The organism is Acinetobacter sp. CY05 (genome assembly GCF_059515805.1).
On record NZ_JCAKMW010000025.1, the window covers coordinates 12,447 to 34,021 of the forward strand.

Annotated in this window: 26 protein-coding genes and 1 rRNA gene; 6 read left to right on the forward strand and 21 right to left on the reverse strand. The window is 41.5% G+C overall.

What is annotated here, in order from left to right; all coding sequences use genetic code 11:
- Positions 1–19: 19 nt before the first annotated feature.
- Both AC5YCD_RS13590 and AC5YCD_RS13595 read left to right on the forward strand, forming a co-directional pair.
- Positions 20–484 carry an Lrp/AsnC ligand binding domain-containing protein gene (locus AC5YCD_RS13590; protein WP_496130540.1) on the forward strand — a complete coding sequence of 155 codons (465 nt, stop codon included), beginning with the start codon at positions 20–22 and terminating at the stop codon, positions 482–484.
- Between the two features lie 9 nt (positions 485–493).
- Positions 494–1,237: a sporulation protein gene (locus AC5YCD_RS13595; protein ID WP_496130541.1), complete on the forward strand. Its 744-nt coding sequence runs from the start codon at positions 494–496 to the stop codon at positions 1,235–1,237.
- Here the strand turns inward: AC5YCD_RS13595 and AC5YCD_RS13600 are convergent.
- Positions 1,232–1,876: an HAD-IA family hydrolase gene (locus AC5YCD_RS13600; protein WP_496130542.1), complete on the reverse strand. Its 645-nt coding sequence runs from the start codon at positions 1,874–1,876 to the stop codon at positions 1,232–1,234. The two genes, AC5YCD_RS13595 and AC5YCD_RS13600, sit on opposite strands and share 6 nt — an antisense overlap.
- 64 nt (positions 1,877–1,940) lie before the next feature.
- Here AC5YCD_RS13600 and AC5YCD_RS13605 point away from each other — a divergent pair, with 64 nt between their 5' ends.
- On the forward strand, positions 1,941–2,708 hold the full coding sequence (locus AC5YCD_RS13605; protein WP_496130543.1) for a hydroxymethylpyrimidine/phosphomethylpyrimidine kinase: 768 nt from the start codon (positions 1,941–1,943) through the stop codon (positions 2,706–2,708).
- A gap of 16 nt (positions 2,709–2,724) precedes the next feature.
- Here AC5YCD_RS13605 and AC5YCD_RS13610 read toward each other — a convergent pair whose 3' ends face one another.
- From AC5YCD_RS13610 to rpe, 5 genes are all read right to left on the reverse strand, one after another.
- Complete coding sequence (locus AC5YCD_RS13610) at positions 2,725–3,381, reverse strand: nuclease-related domain-containing protein (RefSeq protein ID WP_496130544.1); 657 nt, start codon at positions 3,379–3,381, stop codon at positions 2,725–2,727.
- A 15-nt stretch (positions 3,382–3,396) separates the two neighbouring features.
- A complete protein-coding gene (locus AC5YCD_RS13615) occupies positions 3,397–3,870 on the reverse strand; it encodes a methylated-DNA--[protein]-cysteine S-methyltransferase (RefSeq protein WP_496130545.1) in 474 nt (157 codons plus the stop codon).
- A gap of 3 nt (positions 3,871–3,873) precedes the next feature.
- The gene (gene sugE / locus AC5YCD_RS13620) at positions 3,874–4,191 is read right to left on the reverse strand and encodes a quaternary ammonium compound efflux SMR transporter SugE (protein ID WP_496130546.1); all 318 of its coding nucleotides are present in this window, start codon (positions 4,189–4,191) and stop codon (positions 3,874–3,876) included.
- 61 nt (positions 4,192–4,252) lie between these two features.
- Complete coding sequence (gene sugE / locus AC5YCD_RS13625) at positions 4,253–4,570, reverse strand: quaternary ammonium compound efflux SMR transporter SugE (RefSeq protein WP_496130547.1); 318 nt, start codon at positions 4,568–4,570, stop codon at positions 4,253–4,255.
- Positions 4,571–4,886: 316 nt separating this feature from the next.
- On the reverse strand, positions 4,887–5,573 hold the full coding sequence (gene rpe, locus AC5YCD_RS13630; RefSeq protein WP_496130548.1) for a ribulose-phosphate 3-epimerase: 687 nt from the start codon (positions 5,571–5,573) through the stop codon (positions 4,887–4,889).
- Between the two features lie 176 nt (positions 5,574–5,749).
- Between rpe and AC5YCD_RS13635 the strand changes: the two genes are divergently transcribed.
- Positions 5,750–6,019, forward strand: a complete 270-nt coding sequence (locus AC5YCD_RS13635; RefSeq protein ID WP_496130549.1) for a DUF2218 domain-containing protein — start codon at positions 5,750–5,752, stop codon at positions 6,017–6,019.
- A gap of 26 nt (positions 6,020–6,045) precedes the next feature.
- Here the strand turns inward: AC5YCD_RS13635 and fghA are convergent, their stop codons facing one another.
- The 7 genes from fghA to AC5YCD_RS13670 form a co-directional block, all read right to left on the reverse strand.
- Positions 6,046–6,882, reverse strand: a complete 837-nt coding sequence (gene fghA, locus AC5YCD_RS13640; RefSeq protein ID WP_496130550.1) for an S-formylglutathione hydrolase — start codon at positions 6,880–6,882, stop codon at positions 6,046–6,048.
- A 12-nt stretch (positions 6,883–6,894) separates the two neighbouring features.
- Complete coding sequence (locus tag AC5YCD_RS13645) at positions 6,895–8,271, reverse strand: C13 family peptidase (protein WP_496130551.1); 1,377 nt, start codon at positions 8,269–8,271, stop codon at positions 6,895–6,897.
- A 113-nt stretch (positions 8,272–8,384) separates the two neighbouring features.
- On the reverse strand, positions 8,385–9,203 hold the full coding sequence (locus tag AC5YCD_RS13650; protein WP_496130552.1) for a class I SAM-dependent methyltransferase: 819 nt from the start codon (positions 9,201–9,203) through the stop codon (positions 8,385–8,387).
- Positions 9,197–10,021: an undecaprenyl-diphosphate phosphatase gene (locus tag AC5YCD_RS13655; RefSeq protein WP_496130553.1), complete on the reverse strand. Its 825-nt coding sequence runs from the start codon at positions 10,019–10,021 to the stop codon at positions 9,197–9,199. Before AC5YCD_RS13655 ends, AC5YCD_RS13650 begins: the two co-directional genes overlap by 7 nt.
- Positions 10,022–10,035: 14 nt before the next feature.
- Positions 10,036–10,701, reverse strand: coding sequence for a tRNA (adenosine(37)-N6)-threonylcarbamoyltransferase complex dimerization subunit type 1 TsaB (tsaB, locus tag AC5YCD_RS13660; RefSeq protein WP_496130554.1), 666 nt, complete (start codon positions 10,699–10,701; stop codon positions 10,036–10,038).
- Between the two features lie 123 nt (positions 10,702–10,824).
- On the reverse strand, positions 10,825–11,355 hold the full coding sequence (locus AC5YCD_RS13665) for a gamma carbonic anhydrase family protein (RefSeq protein ID WP_496130555.1): 531 nt from the start codon (positions 11,353–11,355) through the stop codon (positions 10,825–10,827).
- 10 nt (positions 11,356–11,365) lie between these two features.
- Positions 11,366–11,968 carry a CoA pyrophosphatase gene (locus AC5YCD_RS13670; protein WP_496130556.1) on the reverse strand — a complete coding sequence of 201 codons (603 nt, stop codon included), beginning with the start codon at positions 11,966–11,968 and terminating at the stop codon, positions 11,366–11,368.
- A 140-nt stretch (positions 11,969–12,108) separates the two neighbouring features.
- Here AC5YCD_RS13670 and AC5YCD_RS13675 point away from each other — a divergent pair, with 140 nt between their 5' ends.
- Complete coding sequence (locus AC5YCD_RS13675; RefSeq protein ID WP_496130557.1) at positions 12,109–12,657, forward strand: NUDIX hydrolase; 549 nt, start codon at positions 12,109–12,111, stop codon at positions 12,655–12,657.
- Positions 12,658–12,792: 135 nt separating this feature from the next.
- The gene (gene pabB, locus AC5YCD_RS13680; protein WP_496130558.1) at positions 12,793–14,118 is read left to right on the forward strand and encodes an aminodeoxychorismate synthase component I; all 1,326 of its coding nucleotides are present in this window, start codon (positions 12,793–12,795) and stop codon (positions 14,116–14,118) included.
- A 43-nt stretch (positions 14,119–14,161) separates the two neighbouring features.
- Here the strand turns inward: pabB and hisC are convergent, their stop codons facing one another.
- From hisC to rrf, 8 genes are all read right to left on the reverse strand, one after another.
- Positions 14,162–15,262: a histidinol-phosphate transaminase gene (gene hisC / locus AC5YCD_RS13685; RefSeq protein ID WP_496130564.1), complete on the reverse strand. Its 1,101-nt coding sequence runs from the start codon at positions 15,260–15,262 to the stop codon at positions 14,162–14,164.
- Positions 15,263–15,372: 110 nt separating this feature from the next.
- Positions 15,373–16,677 carry a histidinol dehydrogenase gene (gene hisD / locus AC5YCD_RS13690; RefSeq protein ID WP_496130559.1) on the reverse strand — a complete coding sequence of 435 codons (1,305 nt, stop codon included), beginning with the start codon at positions 16,675–16,677 and terminating at the stop codon, positions 15,373–15,375.
- A 165-nt stretch (positions 16,678–16,842) separates the two neighbouring features.
- On the reverse strand, positions 16,843–17,544 hold the full coding sequence (gene hisG / locus AC5YCD_RS13695) for an ATP phosphoribosyltransferase (RefSeq protein WP_496130560.1): 702 nt from the start codon (positions 17,542–17,544) through the stop codon (positions 16,843–16,845).
- Positions 17,545–17,549: 5 nt separating this feature from the next.
- Positions 17,550–18,809 (reverse strand): UDP-N-acetylglucosamine 1-carboxyvinyltransferase, encoded by a 1,260-nt coding sequence (gene murA, locus AC5YCD_RS13700; RefSeq protein ID WP_496130561.1) that lies wholly within the window; start codon positions 18,807–18,809, stop codon positions 17,550–17,552.
- Between the two features lie 7 nt (positions 18,810–18,816).
- Positions 18,817–19,068, reverse strand: coding sequence for a BolA family iron metabolism protein IbaG (gene ibaG / locus AC5YCD_RS13705; RefSeq protein ID WP_122902352.1), 252 nt, complete (start codon positions 19,066–19,068; stop codon positions 18,817–18,819).
- Positions 19,069–19,207: 139 nt separating this feature from the next.
- Entirely contained in the window at positions 19,208–19,540 is a 333-nt protein-coding gene (gene hpf / locus AC5YCD_RS13710) for a ribosome hibernation-promoting factor, HPF/YfiA family (protein WP_496130562.1), read from the reverse strand.
- Between the two features lie 119 nt (positions 19,541–19,659).
- On the reverse strand, positions 19,660–21,111 hold the full coding sequence (locus AC5YCD_RS13715) for an RNA polymerase factor sigma-54 (protein ID WP_496130563.1): 1,452 nt from the start codon (positions 21,109–21,111) through the stop codon (positions 19,660–19,662).
- A gap of 255 nt (positions 21,112–21,366) precedes the next feature.
- Positions 21,367–21,481: ribosomal RNA gene (gene rrf, locus AC5YCD_RS13720) — 5S ribosomal RNA — on the reverse strand.
- Positions 21,482–21,575: the final 94 nt, after the last annotated feature.

Consider the following 21,575-nt stretch of genomic DNA (forward strand, 5'->3'; position numbering starts at 1 on the left):
CAATAACAGGAAAAAATAAATGCGTGCATTAGATCGGATTGATCATCAAATTTTAGAGATTTTGCAAAAAGAGGGACGCATTGCCATTAGTGAGTTAGCAGCTCGCGTCAATTTATCCACCACGCCTTGCTCAGAGCGGGTTAAACGCTTAGAGCGTGAAGGCATTATTATGGGCTATCACGCCCGCTTAAACCCTAAAATGGTCGATCGTAATTTATTAGTATTTTTGGAAATTAAATTATCGGCAAAATCAGGTGATGTGTTTGATCAAGTGGCACGTAACTTAAGTGCCTTACCCGAGGTGTTAGAATGTCATTTAATTTCTGGTGAATTTGATTATTTGGTCAAAGCACGGCTTAAAGAAATGAGTGCCTACCGCCGTTTATTGGGTGATTTACTCAAACAACTCCCTGCTTCTGCCTCATCACATAGTTATGTGGTGATGGAAGAAGTCAAAGAAAGCTTATATTTAGACCTACATTAAGGATCAGGCATGTTTAAACAAGTTTTATCGAGTTTTGGCATTCAAGGTGTGCAAGTTGACACTCTCCTGCATAGTCCACACTTAGAAGTTGGGCAGGCCCTGCAAGGCGTGATTCATTTTAAAGGTGCCAGTAGCAATAAACGCATTAATGGCATTTATTTAGAACTGATGACGCTGGTTGAGGTCGAAAGTGGCGAGCATGAAATGCGCCAAGCGCAATGTATTGCCCGTTGGCCCATCAGCGGTGCTTTTGAGCTAATAGCCGAGCAGGTACATCAGTGCCCATTTAACATTCAACTGCCTTTTGAAACACCAGTGACACAGCTCAATTGCTACGCCAATCACACCAAAGTATGGCTTCACACCCATTTAGATATTGATTGGGCAGTAGATGCACATGACGATGATGCCTTAGCCATTTACCCCAATGCAGTGATGCAAAGCCTGATTACAGCTTTGCAGCATTGTGGTTTAAGCTTATATTCAGCCGATGTCGAACGCGGTCAATTACGAGGTGGTTATTTCCAATCGAGCATTGGTTGTTATCAAGAATTAGAGTTTAGACCCACGGCATGGCTGAGTCGTTTAAATGAGTTAGAAGTGTCTTTTGTCGCAACAGCAACACAAACGCATGTTTTGTTTGAAATTGACCGTAAACTCGGCAGTGATCATTATCAAACTTTAAGCTTGCCGCATACTGCGCTTGACGTTGGCAGCCTAGCGGCACATCTCAAACAATTATTGGCTTTATAGTACATCTAGCAATTGTTTAAAACTTTGAATGCGCGCTTTAGGCTTGGCTGCTGTAATTTCCGCATCTGAGCCATAGCCATATTCCACTGCAATGGTTTCAATACCATTACGGCGCGCCCCTAAAATATCGTATTCACGGTCACCCACCATTAAACAGTCACTGGCTTGCAAATGTTGCTGCTGTAAAATATAGGCAATTAAATCGCTTTTATTGGTACGCTCACCACTGAGTTCACTGCCATAGATCACGCAAAAATACTGCGCTAAATTAAAGTGTTCTAAAATCTGTTTAGCATAAATGGTGGGTTTTGCTGTGGCTAAAAACAGCTGATAACCACGCGCTTTAAGTTCAGCTAAAGTCTCCTTCACCTCAGGATAAACTTCATTTTCAAATAAACCGGTAACCGCAAAACGCTCACGATAACCCAATAAAGCCTGTTCTGCTAAATCATGATTGCTATCGACGTTTAAAATTTTAGCCAGCGAGGCTTTGAGTGGCGGTCCAATGATCCAATCTAAATCTTCATGCAGTGCAACTGGATGACCAATTTTATTTAAACCATAACGCGCCGAGGTGGTAATCCCCACTTTTGGATCAGTTAAAGTGCCATCTAAATCCAATAAAATATTTTTAATCACCACACACCCCGAACATCCTAAAGTTGCCTATACTAACCCAATTTTAAATTGAAAGGACTGCCCCATGCGCGCGACTGTACTTTGTTTTTCTGGTCTAGATCCCTCTGGTGGTGCAGGTTTACAAGCTGATATTGAAGCGATTGGCGCCAGTGGTGCGCATGCTGCGATTGCCTGTACTGCTTTGACCATTCAAAACTCACAAAAAGTATTTGGTTTTGAAGCTACAGCAAAAGACTTACTCTTGGCGCAGGCCCATGCTGTAGTCAAAGACTTGCCTATTAAATGCATTAAATCCGGCATGCTCGGGACGACAGATAATATTGCAGCTTTAGCTGAATTTCTACGTCATCATCCTGAGTATTTATATGTATTGGATCCTGTATTAGTGGCCAACAGTGGTGGCTCGCTGGGCGATCAAGCCACTTTGGTCAAAGCCTTTGTTGAGCTTATTCCACTGGCCACCATATTAACCCCAAATACAGTGGAGCTGCGTGCTTTAACCGGTGAAGATGATTTAGACCGTGCCACCGAAAAACTCTTTGCCTTAGGTGCTAAAGCTGTTTTGGTCAAAGGTGGGCATGAAGACACGCCTGAATATATTCAAAACACTTTATATGTAGATGGTATACAAGTTGCCCAAAGCCGTTGCCCACGTTTAGAGGGTGAGTATCATGGTTCAGGTTGTTCACTGGCAAGCTATATTGCAGGTCGTTTAGCCCAAGGAGTTGAGCTAAAACATGCAGTTCAACAAGCTGAAGAATGGCTGTTTGGTGTACTGCAAAATGCTGAAATTCCTGTGGCAGGTGGTCAACGCATTCCGAAGCGTTTTTAAAATTCAAGCCCGTGATTTACGGGCTTTTTTCTCGATCTTGTTGGCTATATTTGCGTTGTAAATTTTCAATATGTAATTGTTCAGTGGCCTGTGTATTGGCCAGTAAATGTCGCTCTAAGTGCATGTGAATACGTTTAAGTTTCATAGTACTTAACACTTCTACTTGAAAACTTTTTAAATAACCTACCCATGTATCCCCACGGCATACATATTCTGGCATCTGATTTTTAAACTGACTTCTTGGGGTAAAAACAATCACCGAATGAAAATATTTTTCATCCACGACATCCTTTAATAGGTGCTGCAATACTTTAATATGTTTGAAATTTTGTCGAATGGGATTTTGAAATTCATAGCTTTTTTGGGCATTCAAACTTTGACGCCAAGTTTTATCGTATTCTAAGCCAAAGATCCAACCCTGATAATCTTTGGTTTCTAAAACAAAAATTCCATAGGGACTTAAAATAACATGATCGATTTGTGTACTACCATTATCCTCATCCGGCAAGGTACAGTTATTTAATAGAATATAAGGTGCTTTAAAATTTTTTTGATAAGTCTCAATAACAGCACGTTCACCGCGATTAGGAATACTGGGCTTGGGGGTAGTGAATTGCTTTACCCAATAAATCACTAAACCAACACAAATGACTAAAGCAATAAAGGCTGCCATAGAATTCACCCTCGTTTATAGATATTGTTGTTCGAGTTTTAATAAGAACTGTTTTTTCTCAATACCACTTGAAAAACCCACCAATTTGCCATTAGCACCAATCACGCGATGGCAAGGAATCAAAATTAAAATTGGGTTTTTACCATTGGCGCCACCCACTGCACGTACTGCCTTTGGCTGATTAAGCATATGCGCTTGTTGTAAATAACTACGCGTTTGTCCATATGGAATTTGGCTTAAGGCATGCCATGCACGGTGTTGAAAGGTGGTGCCTTGCGGGGCTAAGGGCACAGAAAATTCACGGCGCTGCCCTGCAAAATACTCATCCAGCTCAAGTTGGGTCTGTTTTAAAATTGCTTGCTGAGGAGCAAAGCGTGCACCTTGCATCGGCATGGTCTGCTGACTTGATACCGCTTCTAAAGCCCACTCATTGGCAATTAAAACTAAATCACCAATTGGTGAGGCATAGTGACAATAATAGCGTGACATGAATTAGCTCGATGAAAGTTTCATTAATACTAACCCAGAAATAATTAAAATAGCAGCAAGCATACGCATGGCATTGGCCGGTTCACCGAGCACAAAAATTCCCACCAAAAATGCACCTACTGCACCAATACCCGTCCACACCGTATACGCCGTACCCAAAGGTAGGGCTTTCATGGCATAGGACAAGAGAGCGAAACTGAATACCATAAATACTATCGTCAGTATGCTTGGGGTGAGCTTGGTAAAGCCGTCGGACATTTTCATAAAATACGCCCATACCACTTCTAAACATCCTGCCACAATTAACACCAACCAAGCCATATATTTTCCACATAAAAAAACGCCGTGAATCCAGCGATTCACGACGTTATTATTTTAAACATTAAGATGAAGATAACTTCATTAACACCAAGCCAGAGATAATTAATAACGCTGCTAAAATTCGCATTGGACTTGCTGCTTCACCTAAAATAAAGATTCCGACTAAAAATGCGCCAATCGCGCCAATACCAGTCCAAATGGTATACGCCGTGCCCAAAGGCAAGCTACGCATCGCATAAGCCAATAAACCAAAACTAAGCAGCATAAAAAACAGTGTAATAAGACTTGGTGTGAGTTTGGTAAAGCCCATTGACAGTTTCATACTGTAGGCCCAAACCACTTCGAAGATACCCGCTAAAACCAGAATTACCCAGGCCATGTTGCCCTCCTCCTTTATAGAGTCAGGTCGTCCTGACGATTTTTCTAATTTTGGGCAAAAGACCAAAACAAGGGAGGTCGTTCCTCCTTTAGATGCTAAGAGTATAAATAAAAAATGCGCGAATTTGATGCATTTTTTACCAATTATTACCAAAAATTAAGCTTTGTTGCATTCTTGACTTATGCAGCCCCTGTAACAATAGACTGCACATATGTTTAAGCAAAGTGTTTATTTTGGTGCACATTTTGCACCAAAATACAGCTTAACTAATTGAGACAAAAAAGAGCGCCTGAGCGCCCTTTGTACTGCTTTTGATTTACGCTTGTTGACTACCGACCAACGCAAGTTCAGCACGCATCTGATCAATGACTGCTTTATAGTCAGCTTGCCCAAAGATCGCTGAGCCTGCAACAAACATATCCGCACCTGCTTCAGCAATTTCACGAATATTAGCTGGAGTTACACCACCATCGACTTCTAAACGAATATCACGGCCTGAAGCATCAATAATTTTACGTGCCTCACGTAACTTATCTAAAGTCATTGGAATGAATTTTTGTCCACCAAAGCCAGGGTTAACACTCATTAATAAGACTTGATCAACTTTATCCAATACATAATCAAGATAATGTAACGGTGTGGCTGGATTAAATACTAAGCCAGCTTTGGCACCACCTGATTTAATTAACTGTAAAGAACGGTCAATATGGTCTGATGCTTCTGGGTGGAAAGTAATAATGTCAGCGCCTGCATCTAAGAAGTCACCAATCATACGATCCACTGGTTTAACCATTAAATGCACATCAATGGGCGCTTGAATACCATATTTTTTTAATGCCTTACACACGCCTGCACCAAAGGTTAAATTAGGTACGTAGTGATTATCCATCACGTCAAAATGCACAACATCAGCACCTGCCGCAAGTACGTTTTCAACTTCTTCACCTAAACGCGCGAAGTCAGCAGATAAAATAGAAGGTGCGATTAAATATGGCTTGGACATAATAGAACCTGGCTTTGGGAATATTGCAAAATTAGCCTGATTATAACAAATTCCTGCTGCTTACTGTGTAGGCTTTTGCTGTTAACGCCATGCAGCTAAAACACAGCGTTGCAATTTTAATAAGCTGAAAGCTTTTTAGATTTGTTAGACTAAGCAAAACCCTGAGGTAAATGAGAATGAAAACCACTACAAAAATCAACACACTTGAAGCAGCACGCATCAGTAAACGGCTTTTAAATCATTGGAAACATAAATTTGAAGTTCAAGAAACACCACTGCACATGCAAATTTTTATGCCCGAATACACCATTAGCCTGAAGCCTCAGGCTGAGTATTTAGAGGTCATGATTGAAAGTCAATTAGAAGATTTGAGTCATATGCAACAAGTTGTGCTCAGTCATTTAAGCCGCATGGCAAATGCTGAATTGACTGCGACTTGGCAATAAAAAAAGAGGCATTTTGCCTCTTTTTTTTAAGATTGTAATTGCACCGCGTGATATTGCAGATGATCATCAATAAAACTTTGAATAAAGTAATAACCATGATCGTAGCCTTGATGCTCGCGTAAGGTCAGCTTTTGCCCGACTCGCTCACAGGCAGCTTTAAATAGCGCAGGATTGAGCTGGCTATAAAACTGATCTTTTAAGCCTTGATCAATTAGAATATCGCTAAATACCGCCCCTTTTTCTTGAATCAGTGCAGTTGCATCATGTTGTAACCAAACAGCGCGGTCTTCTCCCAAATAGTTTGAAAAGGCTTTTTCACCCCATGGACATTGGCTCGGTGCACAAATAGGCGCAAATGCCGACACCGATTTAAATTTTTCAGGATATTTAAGTGCTAAAGTTAAAGCTCCATGGCCGCCCATAGAGTGGCCAAAGATCCCAACTTTATTTTTGGCAATATTAAATTCAGTAGTCACTACAGCATATAACTCATCTGCAACAAAACTTTGCATTTGGTAATGTTCAGCCCACGGCGCTTGAGTGGCATTGATATAAAACCCTGCACCCTGCCCTAAATCCCAGTTGTCGCCTTGGGCCACATCCTCACCACGTGGTGAAGTATCTGGGGTAATTAAAATTAAACCCAATTGTGCTGCAAGACGCTGTGCATGTGCCTTAATGGCGAATGTTTCTTCGCTACAAGTTAAACCCGCCAAATAAAACAGCGCTGGACAGGCTTGACCTGTTAAGGCTTGTTGCGGCAAAAAAACACCAAATTTGGTGTCTTGTTTTAGCGTTGTTGATGCAAAACGATAAATACGTTGCTCGCCGGCAAAACATTGATTGCTTTGTAATAATTCCATGTGTCGTCCTACTTAAGGTGGCGCATTATTTTGATTTGGAAATAAGCGTTGTTCCAATTGTGGCAACATCAGTTGCATATTTTTACCAATCGCCCATTGTGGCTCAGAAGGTTCAAAGCCTTGAGCTGCTTCCCATTTGGCCACAGTTTCTTTGGCTTGTAAGAAAGAATTTTCAAAAGAGTTTTGTTCTCGCATCGCTTCATCAAACAAAGCCCGACCAAAATAGGTGTAATCAGCTTCATTGCTACAGCCAAAAGACTCACGATCAGCTGCAGCGGCAGTAATCACTAAAGTGTTTTCATCTTGTAAAGCTGAAACAAAGCTGCCTGAAAAACACGATGAAATGACAATCACACGCCAACGAATGCCTGATTTATCCAACGTATCTCGTAACCATTTTGGCTCAACATAGGCCAAATCAATTGGTGAGTTCTCCAGTTCAAATTGATTCGGCAAACCATGTGAGGTCATATATAAAAACAACACATCGCTGTCACGATTCATTTGTTGCCCTATACGCTTGAGCGCAAGTTCAATACTGGTTTTAGATGCAATTGGGTGGGTCTCTAAGGTCGCAGGATGATTAATCAAGATCATCGAACGCCCAAAGGTACCAAAACGAGTGTCAAACTGTTCACGAATACGTTCAACTTCTGACTTAAATACATCTTGATAGCTCGCCCCTGCCACTCCAAGGAAATACCAATGACTTTGGGCAAATTCACCAAATTGAATACTGTCTAAAGCTTTATTAAGCACTTTAGGCTGGGCATAAATAGCAGCTTCAGAAATGCTGGGTGGTACTTCATCAACTTTCCAAATGGGTTGGCTTTTGGCAGAAATTTGCCACACCACCAAAGTAAATAAAGTGGCAATAATAATCAGCGCACGTTCCCACCAAGGCCAATGTAATTCGCGTGCAAACACCCACACCACCGCCAAACTTTGCCATACAAACAGCACCATAAATAAAATGGGCAAGTAGTCATAGAGCAAATATGGTAGCCAATCCATCATGCCTAAATATTGAATCAGGCTTTGTAGCAAGGCAACATGTGTATCGAGTACCAACCACAATAAGGCAGGCACTAACATTAAGCGTGGGTTGTTAATGCGCTGTGATAAAAAAATCCCAACAATTAAGGCAATAAACGGCCATAAAGCATAACTCACCAAACCTTGTGAGTTAAACTCTCCCACTTCACCAGCACTGAGCCAGGCAAATAAAGTATTGGCACTGCCGCCTAAAATCCCCCAAATAATGAGTTGTGGAATAGAAGGACGGACAATTTGTAAGGCACGGCGCGAACCAAAAAATAACCACATACCGGCAATTTGGTTGCTTTTAAAGTCATGCCAAAAGTTAATGGAGGGTTTAAAGTCGATCATGGAATTATCTATGCAGTGCCTGCCAAAGGTGCGCGATTAAGTGTATGCCGAATGGCAGCTTTATCAATGCTCTAATGTACTATATCTTAAAACAATGTTTAAAAATGCAGCAGTTACATTTTTAAATCATGTTGAAAATAAGCATCAAAACGACAAGCATCGCCCAGCCATTGTTGATCTGTGCTTTGACCTGCTAAAAACACTGCAAGACGAGGCCGTTTCACCACCACGCGTTTGGCAATTTTTTGTGCCAAGGGCAAAAGGTTGTTACCTAAATCCATTTCGCCATCTTCAGGCAATAACATATGCAATAGCTGCATTTGCTTTTTTACTTGTGCCTGTTTTTTTGGCGCTTGCTGATTTTGATCACGCTGCGGGAACATCGGATCTAGATACACCACATCAAAGCTATTGCCTAATTCAGCTTGTTGACTTAAATAATCCGCTGAATCTGAAAAGACCAATTCAATTCGCGCTGCTGCTGCATGCAAGATTTTATCCTCTAGCGCACGTTGCTGGGTATCTTCAAGCAAAGTAAATAGGATTGGATGACGCTCAACTAAGGTGACATGCGCACCTAAATGTGCCATGAGTAAACTGTCATGCCCAAGACCTGCGGTTGCATCAATTAAACGCGGTTTTTCTGCTAGATTACAGGCGCGGGCAATCATTTCAGATTTTAAAGAAGCACGTTTTAAACGACCACTTTCCCCGTTCCAATCTGGTTGCATTTTCATGCCATTGGCAGATAACCATAAGCCTTCTTGATCTACACATAAAGCCAGTTCGGGATTGAGGCGTAAAAACCGCGCTGCGAGTTTTTCAATCACCTGAATATCAACAGCAACCCCACGTGAAGAAAGCACAGCAGAATACTGCTGTGCTTTCTCATAAAAGGCCTGTTCTGTATATAAGCGTAACGCGCTTACCATAAAGTCCAACCTGTATATGCAAATAATAAAATTGCTAAGCCCGATACAATGCGATACCACGCAAAGACCATAAAGTCACGTTTAGCTACATAAGCCACTAAAGCACGAATCAACAATAAAGCAGATACAAATGACACCAATAGACCCACAGCAATCACGGTCCAATCTGCCGCACCTTCAAAGACATGATAGCTTTGATACAAGTCCAATAAACCTGCACCGACAATCACCGGAATACCCAAGAAGAAGGAAAATTCGGTTGCGGCTTTACGTGATACACCTAAGAACATCGCACCAATAATGGTCGCACCAGAACGTGATGTGCCCGGAATCAACGACAATACTTGAATCAAACCAATCCAAATCGCATCTTTAATACTTAAGTCTTCAACTTCTTTGGCACGTACCACAGGTGGATTTTTTTCAATCCAAATAATGATTAAACCACCCACGATCAAACCAATGGCAATGGCAATATCATTAAATAGCAGTTCTTTGACGGTTTGACCAAAGGTCAGTCCCACCAACACGATCGGAATAGATGCTAAAATTAAGCCAATGCCTAAACGGCGACCTTGTGGTTCACCACTCACAATACCCGTTGCTGCGCCCCAAAGGCGTGCCCAGTATTCATAAATGACTGCCGCAATTGCACCCATCTGAATAGCAATCACAAAGACATCACTTTTTTCTTTACTCCAAAAATTCATGAGCTCAGAAGCTAAAATTAAATGCCCAGTACTAGAAATCGGCAGGAATTCGGTAATCCCCTCTACAATCCCCATAATCGCTGCTTTTAACAGCAGTAAAAGATCCATAACAATTACCTAAATTATGCTTTGCCTTGATCTGGAATTTTTTTCCATGCATCATCACGTAAATATACCGGCAATGCCAATTCGGCACTGACCCAATTTTGTTGTAAAGCCGCTTGACGCGCAATTGTGGCAATATCTTGTGCTGTTGGATCAACTGTTTGATATTGAGTTGCTGTTGCCTCGAGCAAATGACTACCTGAACCGACCAGCGTATATTGCGCTGCGCTTAAAGCCGCTTCATAGCTCAGGAGTTGTTCAGCATCCACCGCCTGCATAATGCCGTGTTGATCAAGCTTAAAGCTGGCGATATAGACTTCGTTCATACGTGCATCAATTACCGCAGTGACTTCAGTTAAGCCATGTAAACGGTAGGCTGCTTGCGCTAATGCTTGTAAAGTTGAAACAGGCACCACAGGCAAATCATTTGACCAAGCTAAGGCTTGCGTCACCGCAGCATTAATCCGTACCCCACTAAAAGATCCAGGGCCACGACTAAATGCAATTGCGGTCAGTTCACTTGGCTGTAAGCCTTGTTGCTGTAAGCCTTGTTCAATCATCGGTAAGATGGTTTGCGTTTGCGCACGAGGGCGGGAATCAAAATCAAAAAACAACTCTTGGGTGTCATCGACAATACAGACGGAACACTGCTGATTGGCAGTTTCGAGTGCCAGCAATTTCATGCCAAACCTTAACTTTAAAATATTTAAAAATGGTGGCTATCATACTCCACTCCTAAAAACTTGGCGATACACGATACAAAAAAGCCAAACACGAGGTTTGGCTAAAATTGTTCCAGATTCTGCTTAGAGTTCAACAGCTTTTAGATCCTTAAAATCTGCAAAATGCGCAGCATAATGCAAGGCACTTTGTTTAAGTTTGGCAACCCCTTCTTCATCTAAAGTTTTTACCACTTTACCGGGTGAACCCATCACCACCGAGTTATCTGGAATGACTTTGCCTTCTGGAATTAAGGCATTGGCACCAATAATACAGTTCTTACCAATTATTGCATGGTTAAGCACCACCGCCTGAATGCCAATCAAAGCATTCTCACCAATCGTACAGCCATGTAGCATCGCTTGATGTCCAATAGTGACATAATCAGCAATGTGCATATCAATACCAGCATCGGTATGCAGTACGGCATTTTCTTGTACATTACTGTAATGACCAATATGAATTTTGGCATTGTCCCCACGCACCACAGCACCAAACCAAATACTGACTTTATCGCCTAATTCGACATTACCAATCACGCTGGCTGTAGGTGCCACCCAACCATTCCAAGGGGCATTGATGGCTTTAGGACTTAAATTTTTATATTGATATAACATAATAGACTCTTTATTTTTTGATTTTAAAAGCTGGAGAGTTCAGCAAAAATGGCCATTCTTTTTGATAATCAAGACCATATCTAAATAATGACACCATCATCCGTGCGGTTAAACCCCAGATAATTTCATTTTCCAAACGGAAACTTGGAAAATATAAGGATTGATGCTGAAAACGTACTTCATAAGGAATCGGTTTGGCTTCGAGCATTTTACGTAAGGAGACATAGAAGATTCGATCAATTTCACTGGGCTGTGGTACCAGTGGCAAATTGGGTGGAATAAAGCCCACCACCGGCTTCACCAACATACCGTTACGTGCCTTTTGCATCGGTAAATCGCCAATCAGCTCCACATCAAAAGGATTCAATCCAGTTTCTTCTTGTGCTTCACGCAGTGCCACCACAATATTACTGGTGTCTTGTGGATCACGTTTCCCCCCTGGAAAAGACACTTCTCCCGGATGACTATTCAAATACACCGAACGCCGTGTAAGTAACACTTTAGGATCATCTTCTTCGGTAATCGCAATCAGCACGGCAGCTTGTGCTTCACGAATGCGCTTAGAAAAACGTAATCGTTGTTGTAATAATAAAGTCAGTGCACGATCATCCATGTCGTTCGCTCTACGTCCTGATTTATGCAGTTAAATCACATCATAGCTGAATTTTTATTCTAAAGGATAGCGTGATCAGAGGATGCAGCCGCGCTTTTTTTACGTTATCCTGAGGCATCCGGTTATCATTGATGATGCATATGAACTTTTGCGGCAACTGCGGACAAAAAACAGTCGAGAAAATTCCTTTAGGCGACCACCAAGTCCGTCAGGTGTGTGGCAGTTGTGGCAATATCCATTATGTCAATCCCAAAGTCATTTGCGGTGCTTTAGTCGTGCATGAAGACAAAGTGTTACTCTGTCGCCGTGCCATTGAACCACGTTATGGTTTATGGACCTTACCTGCCGGTTACATGGAACTGTTTGAAACCATGGAGCAAGGTGCAGCGCGCGAAACCCGCGAAGAAGCTGAAGCTGAGGTGGAAATTGAACAATTGTATTGCATGTACAATATTCCACGTATTGGGCAAATTTACGTGCTCTTTAAGGCCAGTTTAGTCGATGGTAAATTTGGTGCTGGTGAAGAAACTATTGAGTCACGTTTGTTTAGCGAAGATGAAATTCCCTGGCAACAACTGGCTTTCCCAAGTGTAGAGCGCACCTTAAAACATTACTTTGCCGACCGCAAAATCGGACAATTTAATATGCATCTTGAAACCTTAGGTTCACGTTTAGATCAAACTGGTTAAGTGTGGCGAAAATGCCAACAAATTCGCTCAGTTTCGCCTAAAAATTTCAATTTTTGCCGCAAATTCTGTGCCCTCATGCTTATCTGAATCGAATTTTAGCTACACTAGGCATCTCCCGTTCGCCTGTGTAGATGTATGAGCCAAGCTGCTGTTTTTTGCCAACGACTTTGTTCCTCACAAAGCCCTGCTGAGTTAATCGGCACACTGAGTGCTTTAGATCCTTTGGTATATTTATATAATCAGGGCAAGCCTGTGATTGGTTGTTTTCCTGAGCAGTACTGCGTCTTAAAAGATGAGATGCAATACTTTCAAGCTACCACTCTAAATCAATACACGAAGATCGCAGCACAAGATTTTAGCCAACTGATTCAAAGTGCCAATGGCAGCACAACCAGCCATTCATTTAACGGTGGCATCATGGGCTTTATTGGCTACGATCACGGCGCAGCACAAGCCATTCATTTAAATTATAAAGATCAACCTGCTTTATTTTTAGGCATCTTTCACAGTTATTTAAGCTTAAAAGACGATGGTTGGTATTTTCACAGTACAGCTGTTAATGCAGCTGAGCAATTTGCTTACTTACAAGCTGCCTTACAACGAAAACCAGTCTTAGATTTCTATCTGACTCAACCCTGCCAAGCACGTTGGAATAAAGCTGAGTATCAAGCTGCATTTCAGCGCGTACAAGACTATATTGTCGCCGGTGATTGCTACCAAATTAACTTAACCCAAGAATTTGTAGGTCAAGCTCAAGGCCGCCTAAGTGCCACTGCAGAAAAATTTTGGCAATTGACTCAAGCGCCTTATGCAGGCTACCTACGTAACGGTGAATTTGAACTGCTCAGCTGCTCACCGGAACTATTTATTGAATTTAATGCAAAGCGCAATATTGTCACCAAACCGATTAAAGGCACCATGCCACGCTTTGCCGATGCCAAATTAGACGAACAGTCTAAACAACAGCTCATGGCGTCAGAAAAAGATCGTGCTGAAAACGTGATGATTGTGGATTTATTGCGTAATGATTTAAGTGTATATGCCGAAACCGGTAGCGTTAAAACGCCTAAATTATTTAATATTGAGAGCTTTAATCAAGTGCATCATATGGTCAGCGAAGTCACCGCCACCTTAAAAGCCGACGTTAAACCGTTTGAAGTGCTGATGTCTGCGCTGCCGGGTGGTTCTATTACTGGTGCACCTAAAATTCGCGCCATGCAAATTATCGACGAACTTGAACAAGCCCCACGCGGTGCCTATTGCGGCTCAATGGGATATTTTAATTTTGATGGCACTGGCAGTTGGAATATTCTCATTCGCTCCATTCAAAAGTATCAAGACGATATTTCTCTTTGGGCAGGTGGCGGGATCACCATTGCATCTCAACTCGATGCCGAATATCAAGAATGCTTTGATAAAGTTGCCGCACTCCTCAATTTGCTCAACACATGGGCTAAATAAAAAAAGCGACTCATAGGAGTCGCTTTTTTAGTACTTATTTAAGTTAAGCAACAGAAGCTAAAACTTGGTTTTTTAAGGTCTCAATTAAACGCTGATTTTCTGCATCTGTACCCACAGTAATACGTAAGTGTTGATTGATACGTGGCTTGTTAAAGTAACGCACAATCACACCTTGCTCACGCAATTGGCTGGCAATGTCTGCAGCATCTTTATGTGGATGTGACGCAAATACAAAGTTTGCTTTAGATGGCAACACTTCAAAACCCAGTGCCGTTAAATCAGCGGTTAGCTTTTCGCGGCTGGCAATGACTTTTTGGCATTGTGCTTCAAAATAAGCTTGATCTTCAAAAGATGCTTTGGCAGCAGCAATCGCAAAATGATCCATTGGATAAGAGTTAAAGCTGTTTTTAACCGCCTCTAAAGCGGCAATTAAATGTGGCTGCGCAATCGCAAAACCAACACGTAAACCCGCCAATGAACGCGATTTAGAGGTGGTTTGACACACCACTAAGTTTTCGTATTTTTCAACTAAACTTACCGCAGATTGGGCACCAAAATCGACATAGGCTTCATCAATCACCACCACCGAATTTGGATTGGCTTGTAGCACCTCTTCAATGGCGCTTAAGCCTAAATCAATACTGGTTGGGGCATTAGGATTGGTAATGATGATCCCACCATTCGGCTGCTTATAATCCTCTACCACAATCTCAAAATGATCATTGAGTGGCAAAATCTTGGTTTCCACCCCAAAGAATTGGCTATACACTGGATAAAAACTATAAGTGATATCCGGATATAAAATTGGCAACTCTTGCACAAAAAAGGCTTTAAAGATATGCGCTAAAACCTCGTCCGAACCATTTCCCACAAACACTTGATTGGCAGCGACGTTTTGCTGCTTAGCAATCGCCTGTTTTAAATCACTGGCATCTGGGTCTGAGTAAAAACGTAAAATATCGGCAGAATTAGCTAATAATTGTTGTACCGCTTCTGCAACTTTTGGCGAAGGTGGATATGGGTTTTCATTGGTATTGAGTTTGAGTAAGTTGTCAATTTTAGGTTGCTCACCCGGTACGTACGGTTCAAGCTCGCGTACGGCTGGGCTCCAAAAACGCATTTGTTGTGTAGTCACATTAGACATGCTGCTGTTCTCTTTCGTCATTGGCCCAAACCTCTGTTTTGAATCAGTTGAAGTTTATCTTGCTGAGTTTTGCAGAGGTTTGCATTGGCAAATTCAATCTATTATATGGCTTAATCTTGATAGCGGTAACGGGCAGAACGCGCATGCGCATCAAGGTTTTCTTGTTGAGCCAATACATCAGCTGTACGTGCTAAAGTTTTTACGCCGTCTTTAGAACACATAATCAAGCTTGAACGTTTTTGGAAGTCATATACGCCAAGCGGTGATGAGAAACGTGCTGTACCTGAAGTAGGTAACACATGGTTAGGGCCCGCACAGTAGTCACCAATCGCTTCTGGGGTGTAACGGCCCATAAAGATCGCACCAGCATGACGAATCTCTTCAGCCATGGCCTCTGCTTCATCTAAACATAACATCAGATGTTCAGGTGCCACTTGATTAATCAACTCGATGCCTTCAGCACGGTCTTGCACCAAGACCAAAGCGCCGCGGTTTTCAATTGAGGTACGTGCAATATCGGCTTTTGGTAGCGCTTCTAAGTGTTTTTCGATCCACTCACCCACCGCATTCAATAACTCTTCATCAGGCGTGATAAATACTGCTTGTGCTACGGTATCGTGCTCAGCTTGTGACAATAAGTCCATGGCTAACCATTCTGGGTTATTGTCGCCTTCTGCATAAACTAAGATTTCTGAAGGGCCGGCAATCATATCAATACCGACTTGACCAAACACGGCACGTTTTGCCGCAGCCACGAAACGGTTGCCCGGCCCTGTGATTTTATCGACAGCAGGCACAGTTTGGGTACCATATGCCAGTGCTGCCACCGCTTGCGCACCACCAATGGTGAATACGCGCGTTACACCAGCTAAATAAGCCGCTGCCAACACCAAGGGATTTAATTCACCATTCGGCGCAGGCACCACCATAATAATCTCAGGCACCCCTGCTACATGCGCAGGCACTGCGTTCATCAACACTGAGGATGGATAAGATGCTAAACCGCCCGGTACATAAATACCCACACGATCAAGTGGTGTCACTTTTTGACCGAGAGTGTTGCCTAAGGCATCTACATAGGTCCAACCGTCTTGCTTTTGCGCTTGGTGAAATTCACGTACACGATGAGCCGCTAGCTCTAAAGCTTCACGCACTTCAGTCGTTAGACCTTCAAACGCGGCTTTAAGCGCTTCTTGAGTCAGTTCGAGATCTGAAAATTGATGCGCAGGATGTCGATCGAACTGCTGTGTCAGCTTAAGAACATGAGCGTCACCATGCTGACGAACGTCAGCAATGATTTGGTCTACAGTCTTTAAAAGTTCAGGATCGCTAACAGTCTCAAAAGCCAACAAATCAGCAAAGATTTGTTTAAAGTTTTGATCTTGAGTCGATAAACGTCGCATCAATTTACCCACAACATGTCTATAAGAAAACTTTAGTTTACCTGTTTTCTGATCTTTTGTCGGTATCTATCTGTGCAGTTTAATTGGAAATAGCTTTTGTCAGGATTGATTAAAAGCTGAGTTGATCTTTCACATAAAAAAACCGCCTCGGAAGGCGGTTTTGGATCACAAAACGATTTAAGCTTTTTTGCCTGCTTCACGTTCTTCGACCGCTTTTTCAAGCTGCGCTAGAATTGGATTAAGCAATTGTTGCTTACGTTTAAAGCTGGCTTTATTCACGATTAAACGCGAAGATACTTTACAAATTTCTTCTAATGGTTCTAAGCCGTTAGCACGCAAAGTATTACCTGTATCGACCACGTCAACAATGTAATCACCTAAGCCCACTAATGGCGCTAATTCCATTGAACCGTAAAGTTTAATCACATCTACTTGCTCACCAAGGCTTGCATAGTATTGACGGGTTAAATTCACGTATTTAGTGGCGATTTTTAAACGGCCTTTCGGACGTTGCATACCCACTTTACCCGCTGTCATTAACTTACAGTTGGCAATTTTTAAATCGAGCGGTTCATAGACGTTTTGTGCGCCATGTTCCATCAGCACATCTTTACCGGCAACACCAAGATCCGCTGCACCATTTTCAACATAAGTCGGTACATCAGAGGCACGTAAAATTAAAATACGTACATGCTTATGCGTAGTTGGGAAAATTAATTTACGCGATTTATCTGGATCTTCCAAAAGATTAATGCCCGCTGTTTCTAACAGTGGCAATGTTTCTTTTAAAATACGACCTTTACTTAATGCTAAGGTTAAACCATGATCAAAATTGCCCATTACGTCAAAGTTTGGATCATCGTTTCTCATATCGCTCATTAATCTTACTCGCTTACTCGCTTAATTTGGGCACCTAAACCTTGTAATTTTGCTTCTACATCTTCATAACCGCGGTCAATATGATAGATACGGTCAATCAATGTTTCACCATCAGCAGCAAGTGCTGCTAATACCAATGAAAATGAAGCACGTAAATCTGTTGCCATAACAGGTGCTGCAGAAAGCTGTTCTACCCCTGTTACCACTGCATCATTACCTTCGACCTGAATGTTAGCACCCATACGTGACAATTCAGGCACATGCATAAAGCGGTTTTCAAAAATTGTTTCTGAAATTGTTGCAAAACCACGACCAATGGCATTGACTGCCATAATTTGGGCTTGCATATCGGTTGGAAATTCTGGATGTGGCAAGGTACGGAAGCTAACTGCTTTGGGGCGTTTGCCCTGCATATCAAGCTCAATCCAATCATCACCACGGGTCACTTCCGCACCCATTTCTTCAAATTTGTCTAATACAGCTTCTAATAGACTTGGATCGGTATGTGTAGTTTTAACACGGCCACCCGTAATGGCTGCTGCTGCTAAATATGAACCGGTTTCAATACGATCCGCCACAACTGCATATTCACAGCCATGTAAGCTTTCTACACCAGTCACCACCAGCGTGTCCGTATCTAAACCCTCAATCTTGGCACCCATCTTAATGAGCATCTTGGCAAGATCTGTAATTTCAGGCTCACGCGCGGCATTACGAATCGTGGTTACGCCATCAGCAAGTACCGCAGCTGTTAAGATATTTTCGGTACCACCAACGGTGACCATATCAAAAACAACTTCACCGCCTTTTAAGCGACCGTCTACTTCTGCTAACACATAGCCATTTTCAACTTCAATCTTCGCACCTAAGGCTTCAAGTGCTTTTAAATGTTGATCAACTGGACGTGAACCAATGGCACAGCCACCCGGTAAAGAGACTTTAGCTGAACCGTAACGCGCCAGCAAAGGACCCAACACCAAAATCGAAGCACGCATGGTTTTCACCAATTCGTACGGTGCAAATTGATTATCTAATGTTGAAACATCCGCTGTAACGGTATCCCCTGCATAGCTGATAGTGACACCTAAGCCTGCGATCAACTGCACCAATGTATTAACATCTTTAAGATTAGGTACATTGGTAAGCGTAATTGGCGTATCAGCTAGAATTGTCGCGGCAAGTAACGGTAAGGCTGCATTTTTTGCACCTGAAATTCGTACTTCACCTTCGAGCTTAGTACCACCTTGAATTAAAAATTTATCCATTAACGAATTAAGCTCCGAAAAGACTAGCTTTACGCCATTCTTCTTTGGTCATTGCACGAATTGTGACAGCATGCACTTCACCACTTGCAATATAAGAATTGAGCGGTGCGTAAACAGCTTGTTGGCGAGCAACCGGACGTTTACCTTCAAATTGATCATCGACAATACGAAGATCAAATTTTCCGCCTTGCCCACTTACAGCAACTTCAGCCTCAGGAAAAGCAGCTTTTAAAATATCAGTGAGCTGATCACTATTCATCGCAAAGACCTCTTATATTAGATCAAGGGTGTAAAAACCTGTCATTCTACTATAAATGACAAAAATAATTCATTAGTGATATACATTATATCTATAAAAAAAGAGGTTTAAAAAAACCTCTTTTTTGCTTTTTTAAGCACTAAGGTAAAATCGCCTGATACTCAGTTTGAGATTCACGATATTTTTCGAGTTGACGTTTTAACTTTTCCGTCATTTTTTTAATTGAACTATACATATCATCCGCTGTAGCCTGCGCAAAAAGTTCCGCTCCAGGTACACGTATAATGGCTTCCGCAATATGGTTACTACTGCCTTTTTTAGAGCGCTTATCTACCTGATGATCCTTGCTTAACTTGACCTGCATACTACTCACTTGATCGAGATGCTTAGTCATTTGTGCAAATTTACTGCGGATATTGTCTTCAATCGCAGGAGTAATAGTTAAATGATGACCACGAATTGTAATTTGCATAGTTCTATCCCTCAAAGTTTAGGATGGAATACGTCGCAGACTTAATAAACGCTTAAGCTGCACCTTTATTGGTCATTATGTTGTCATAATGCATCTTTACAATTACCGCACTTTAAAATTTAGATCAATACTTTTCGTTCAGAAGACGATGGAATGTTCAGCGATTCCCGATATTTCGCCACTGTTCTACGTGCTACATCAATACCTTCTTCTTTAAGTAAATTTGCAATTGCGTTATCAGACAATGGCTTACGTATATTTTCTTCACTAATGAGTTTTTTAATTTTGGCACGAATCGCAGTTGAAGATGCTTCTCCACCTGTGGTTGTACCGACATGACTTGAAAAGAAATATTTCAATTCAAATAAACCGCGTGGTGTTAACATATATTTATTAGTGGTGACCCGTGACACAGTCGATTCATGCAACTCAACTTCTTCAGCAATATCACGCAATACTAAAGGTCGCATACCCTCTGCACCAATTTCTAAAAATGCTTTTTGGTGTTCAACAATACAACTGGCGACTTTCAAGAGTGTTTTATGTCGCTCATCAATACTTTTAATAAAGTTTTTTGCTTCTAACATTTGATTACGTAAGTACTGATTATCATCACTTTGATCAGCACGACGGATCATATTGGCATAAAAAGAATTCACTCTTAACTTAGGCACAATATCTGGATTAAGTTGCACCTGCCAAATATCATTTTTTTTCGCCACGACCACATCTGGAATTTGATAATCTGATTCTTTATTTTCAAAGTCTAAACCTGGATGTGGCTTTAAAGTTTTGAGCAAGGCAAGGGCTGATTTTAGTTGCTCTGTATTTAAACCCGTTTGCTTGATCAGTTTACTTAATTCATTATTAATCAATAACTCATAATGCTGCAACAACAACAAAGCTTCACGACGATTTTTAGTATGGCTAGGTAGTAAATCCAATTGTACAGCCAAACATTCAGCTAAATTACGCGAACCTACACCTACAGGATCAAGTCGTTGAATACATTTGAGTACCGCAACCACCTCATCATCTTCAACTTCTTCTTCATAATCCATAGATTGCAATAAATGCTGTACAGATGCAGTGATTTCTGAGATTTCTGCATCTAAAAAACCTTTTTCATCTAATGAATCGATTAAACAGTAGGCGATCAACTTATCAATTTGACTAAAATTAAGTAAGTTAATCTGCTCAAGCATATGTTCACTCAAACCTAAATGACCTTGGCGATTATCTTCACGCTCTTCAAAGTCAGCTGTACCTAAACTTGTAGGCTGATGGGTATAAACATCATCCCAATCCGTATCTACAGGCAGATCATCTGGCAAATGATCAGCATTGAGTTCCTTAGTGAGGTCTTTATCATCCGTTTCTTTGTCTAAACTAGATAAACTTTCAAGCGTATTTTGCTCTTCCACATGTTCTAACAATGGATTACTTTCTAGTTGAATTTGGATCTCTTGCTCAAGTTCTAGGCTTGACAATTGCAGTAGGCGGATCGCTTGTTGTAACTGTGGTGTTAAGGAAAGTGAGTTTGCAACCTTTAATCCAACTGATAACCGCATGCTGTTTTACCCTCATTATTCTGCGCTCTTTGTAAGCAATTTTTATGCCTGTTTAATTTTTTATAGCATAGATAAATCAAAAATCATACAGCTTTTAGAGAATTGAGACTAAATAGCTAGAAAAAATATTAATATCAACAGCAGAAAATATTTTTAAAGTTTAAACAATTTCATGCAAATTCTGAGGATGTTTATTGCTTTTTATAGGCGAAAAAAAATCCCCCGATCAACGATCGGGGGATTTTTAGAATAATGAGCTGGCGATGACTTACTCTCACATGGGTAACCCCACACTACCATCAGCGCTAAGAGGTTTCACTTCTGAGTTCGGGAAGGGATCAGGTGGTTCACTCTTGCTATTGTCGCCAGCACAACTTGGATGCTTACTCATCAGGTCTTACAAATGCCTAACTTTCGTCAAATGAGTTATTAACAGGATATATCTGAGTCGTCTATTTTGTTCG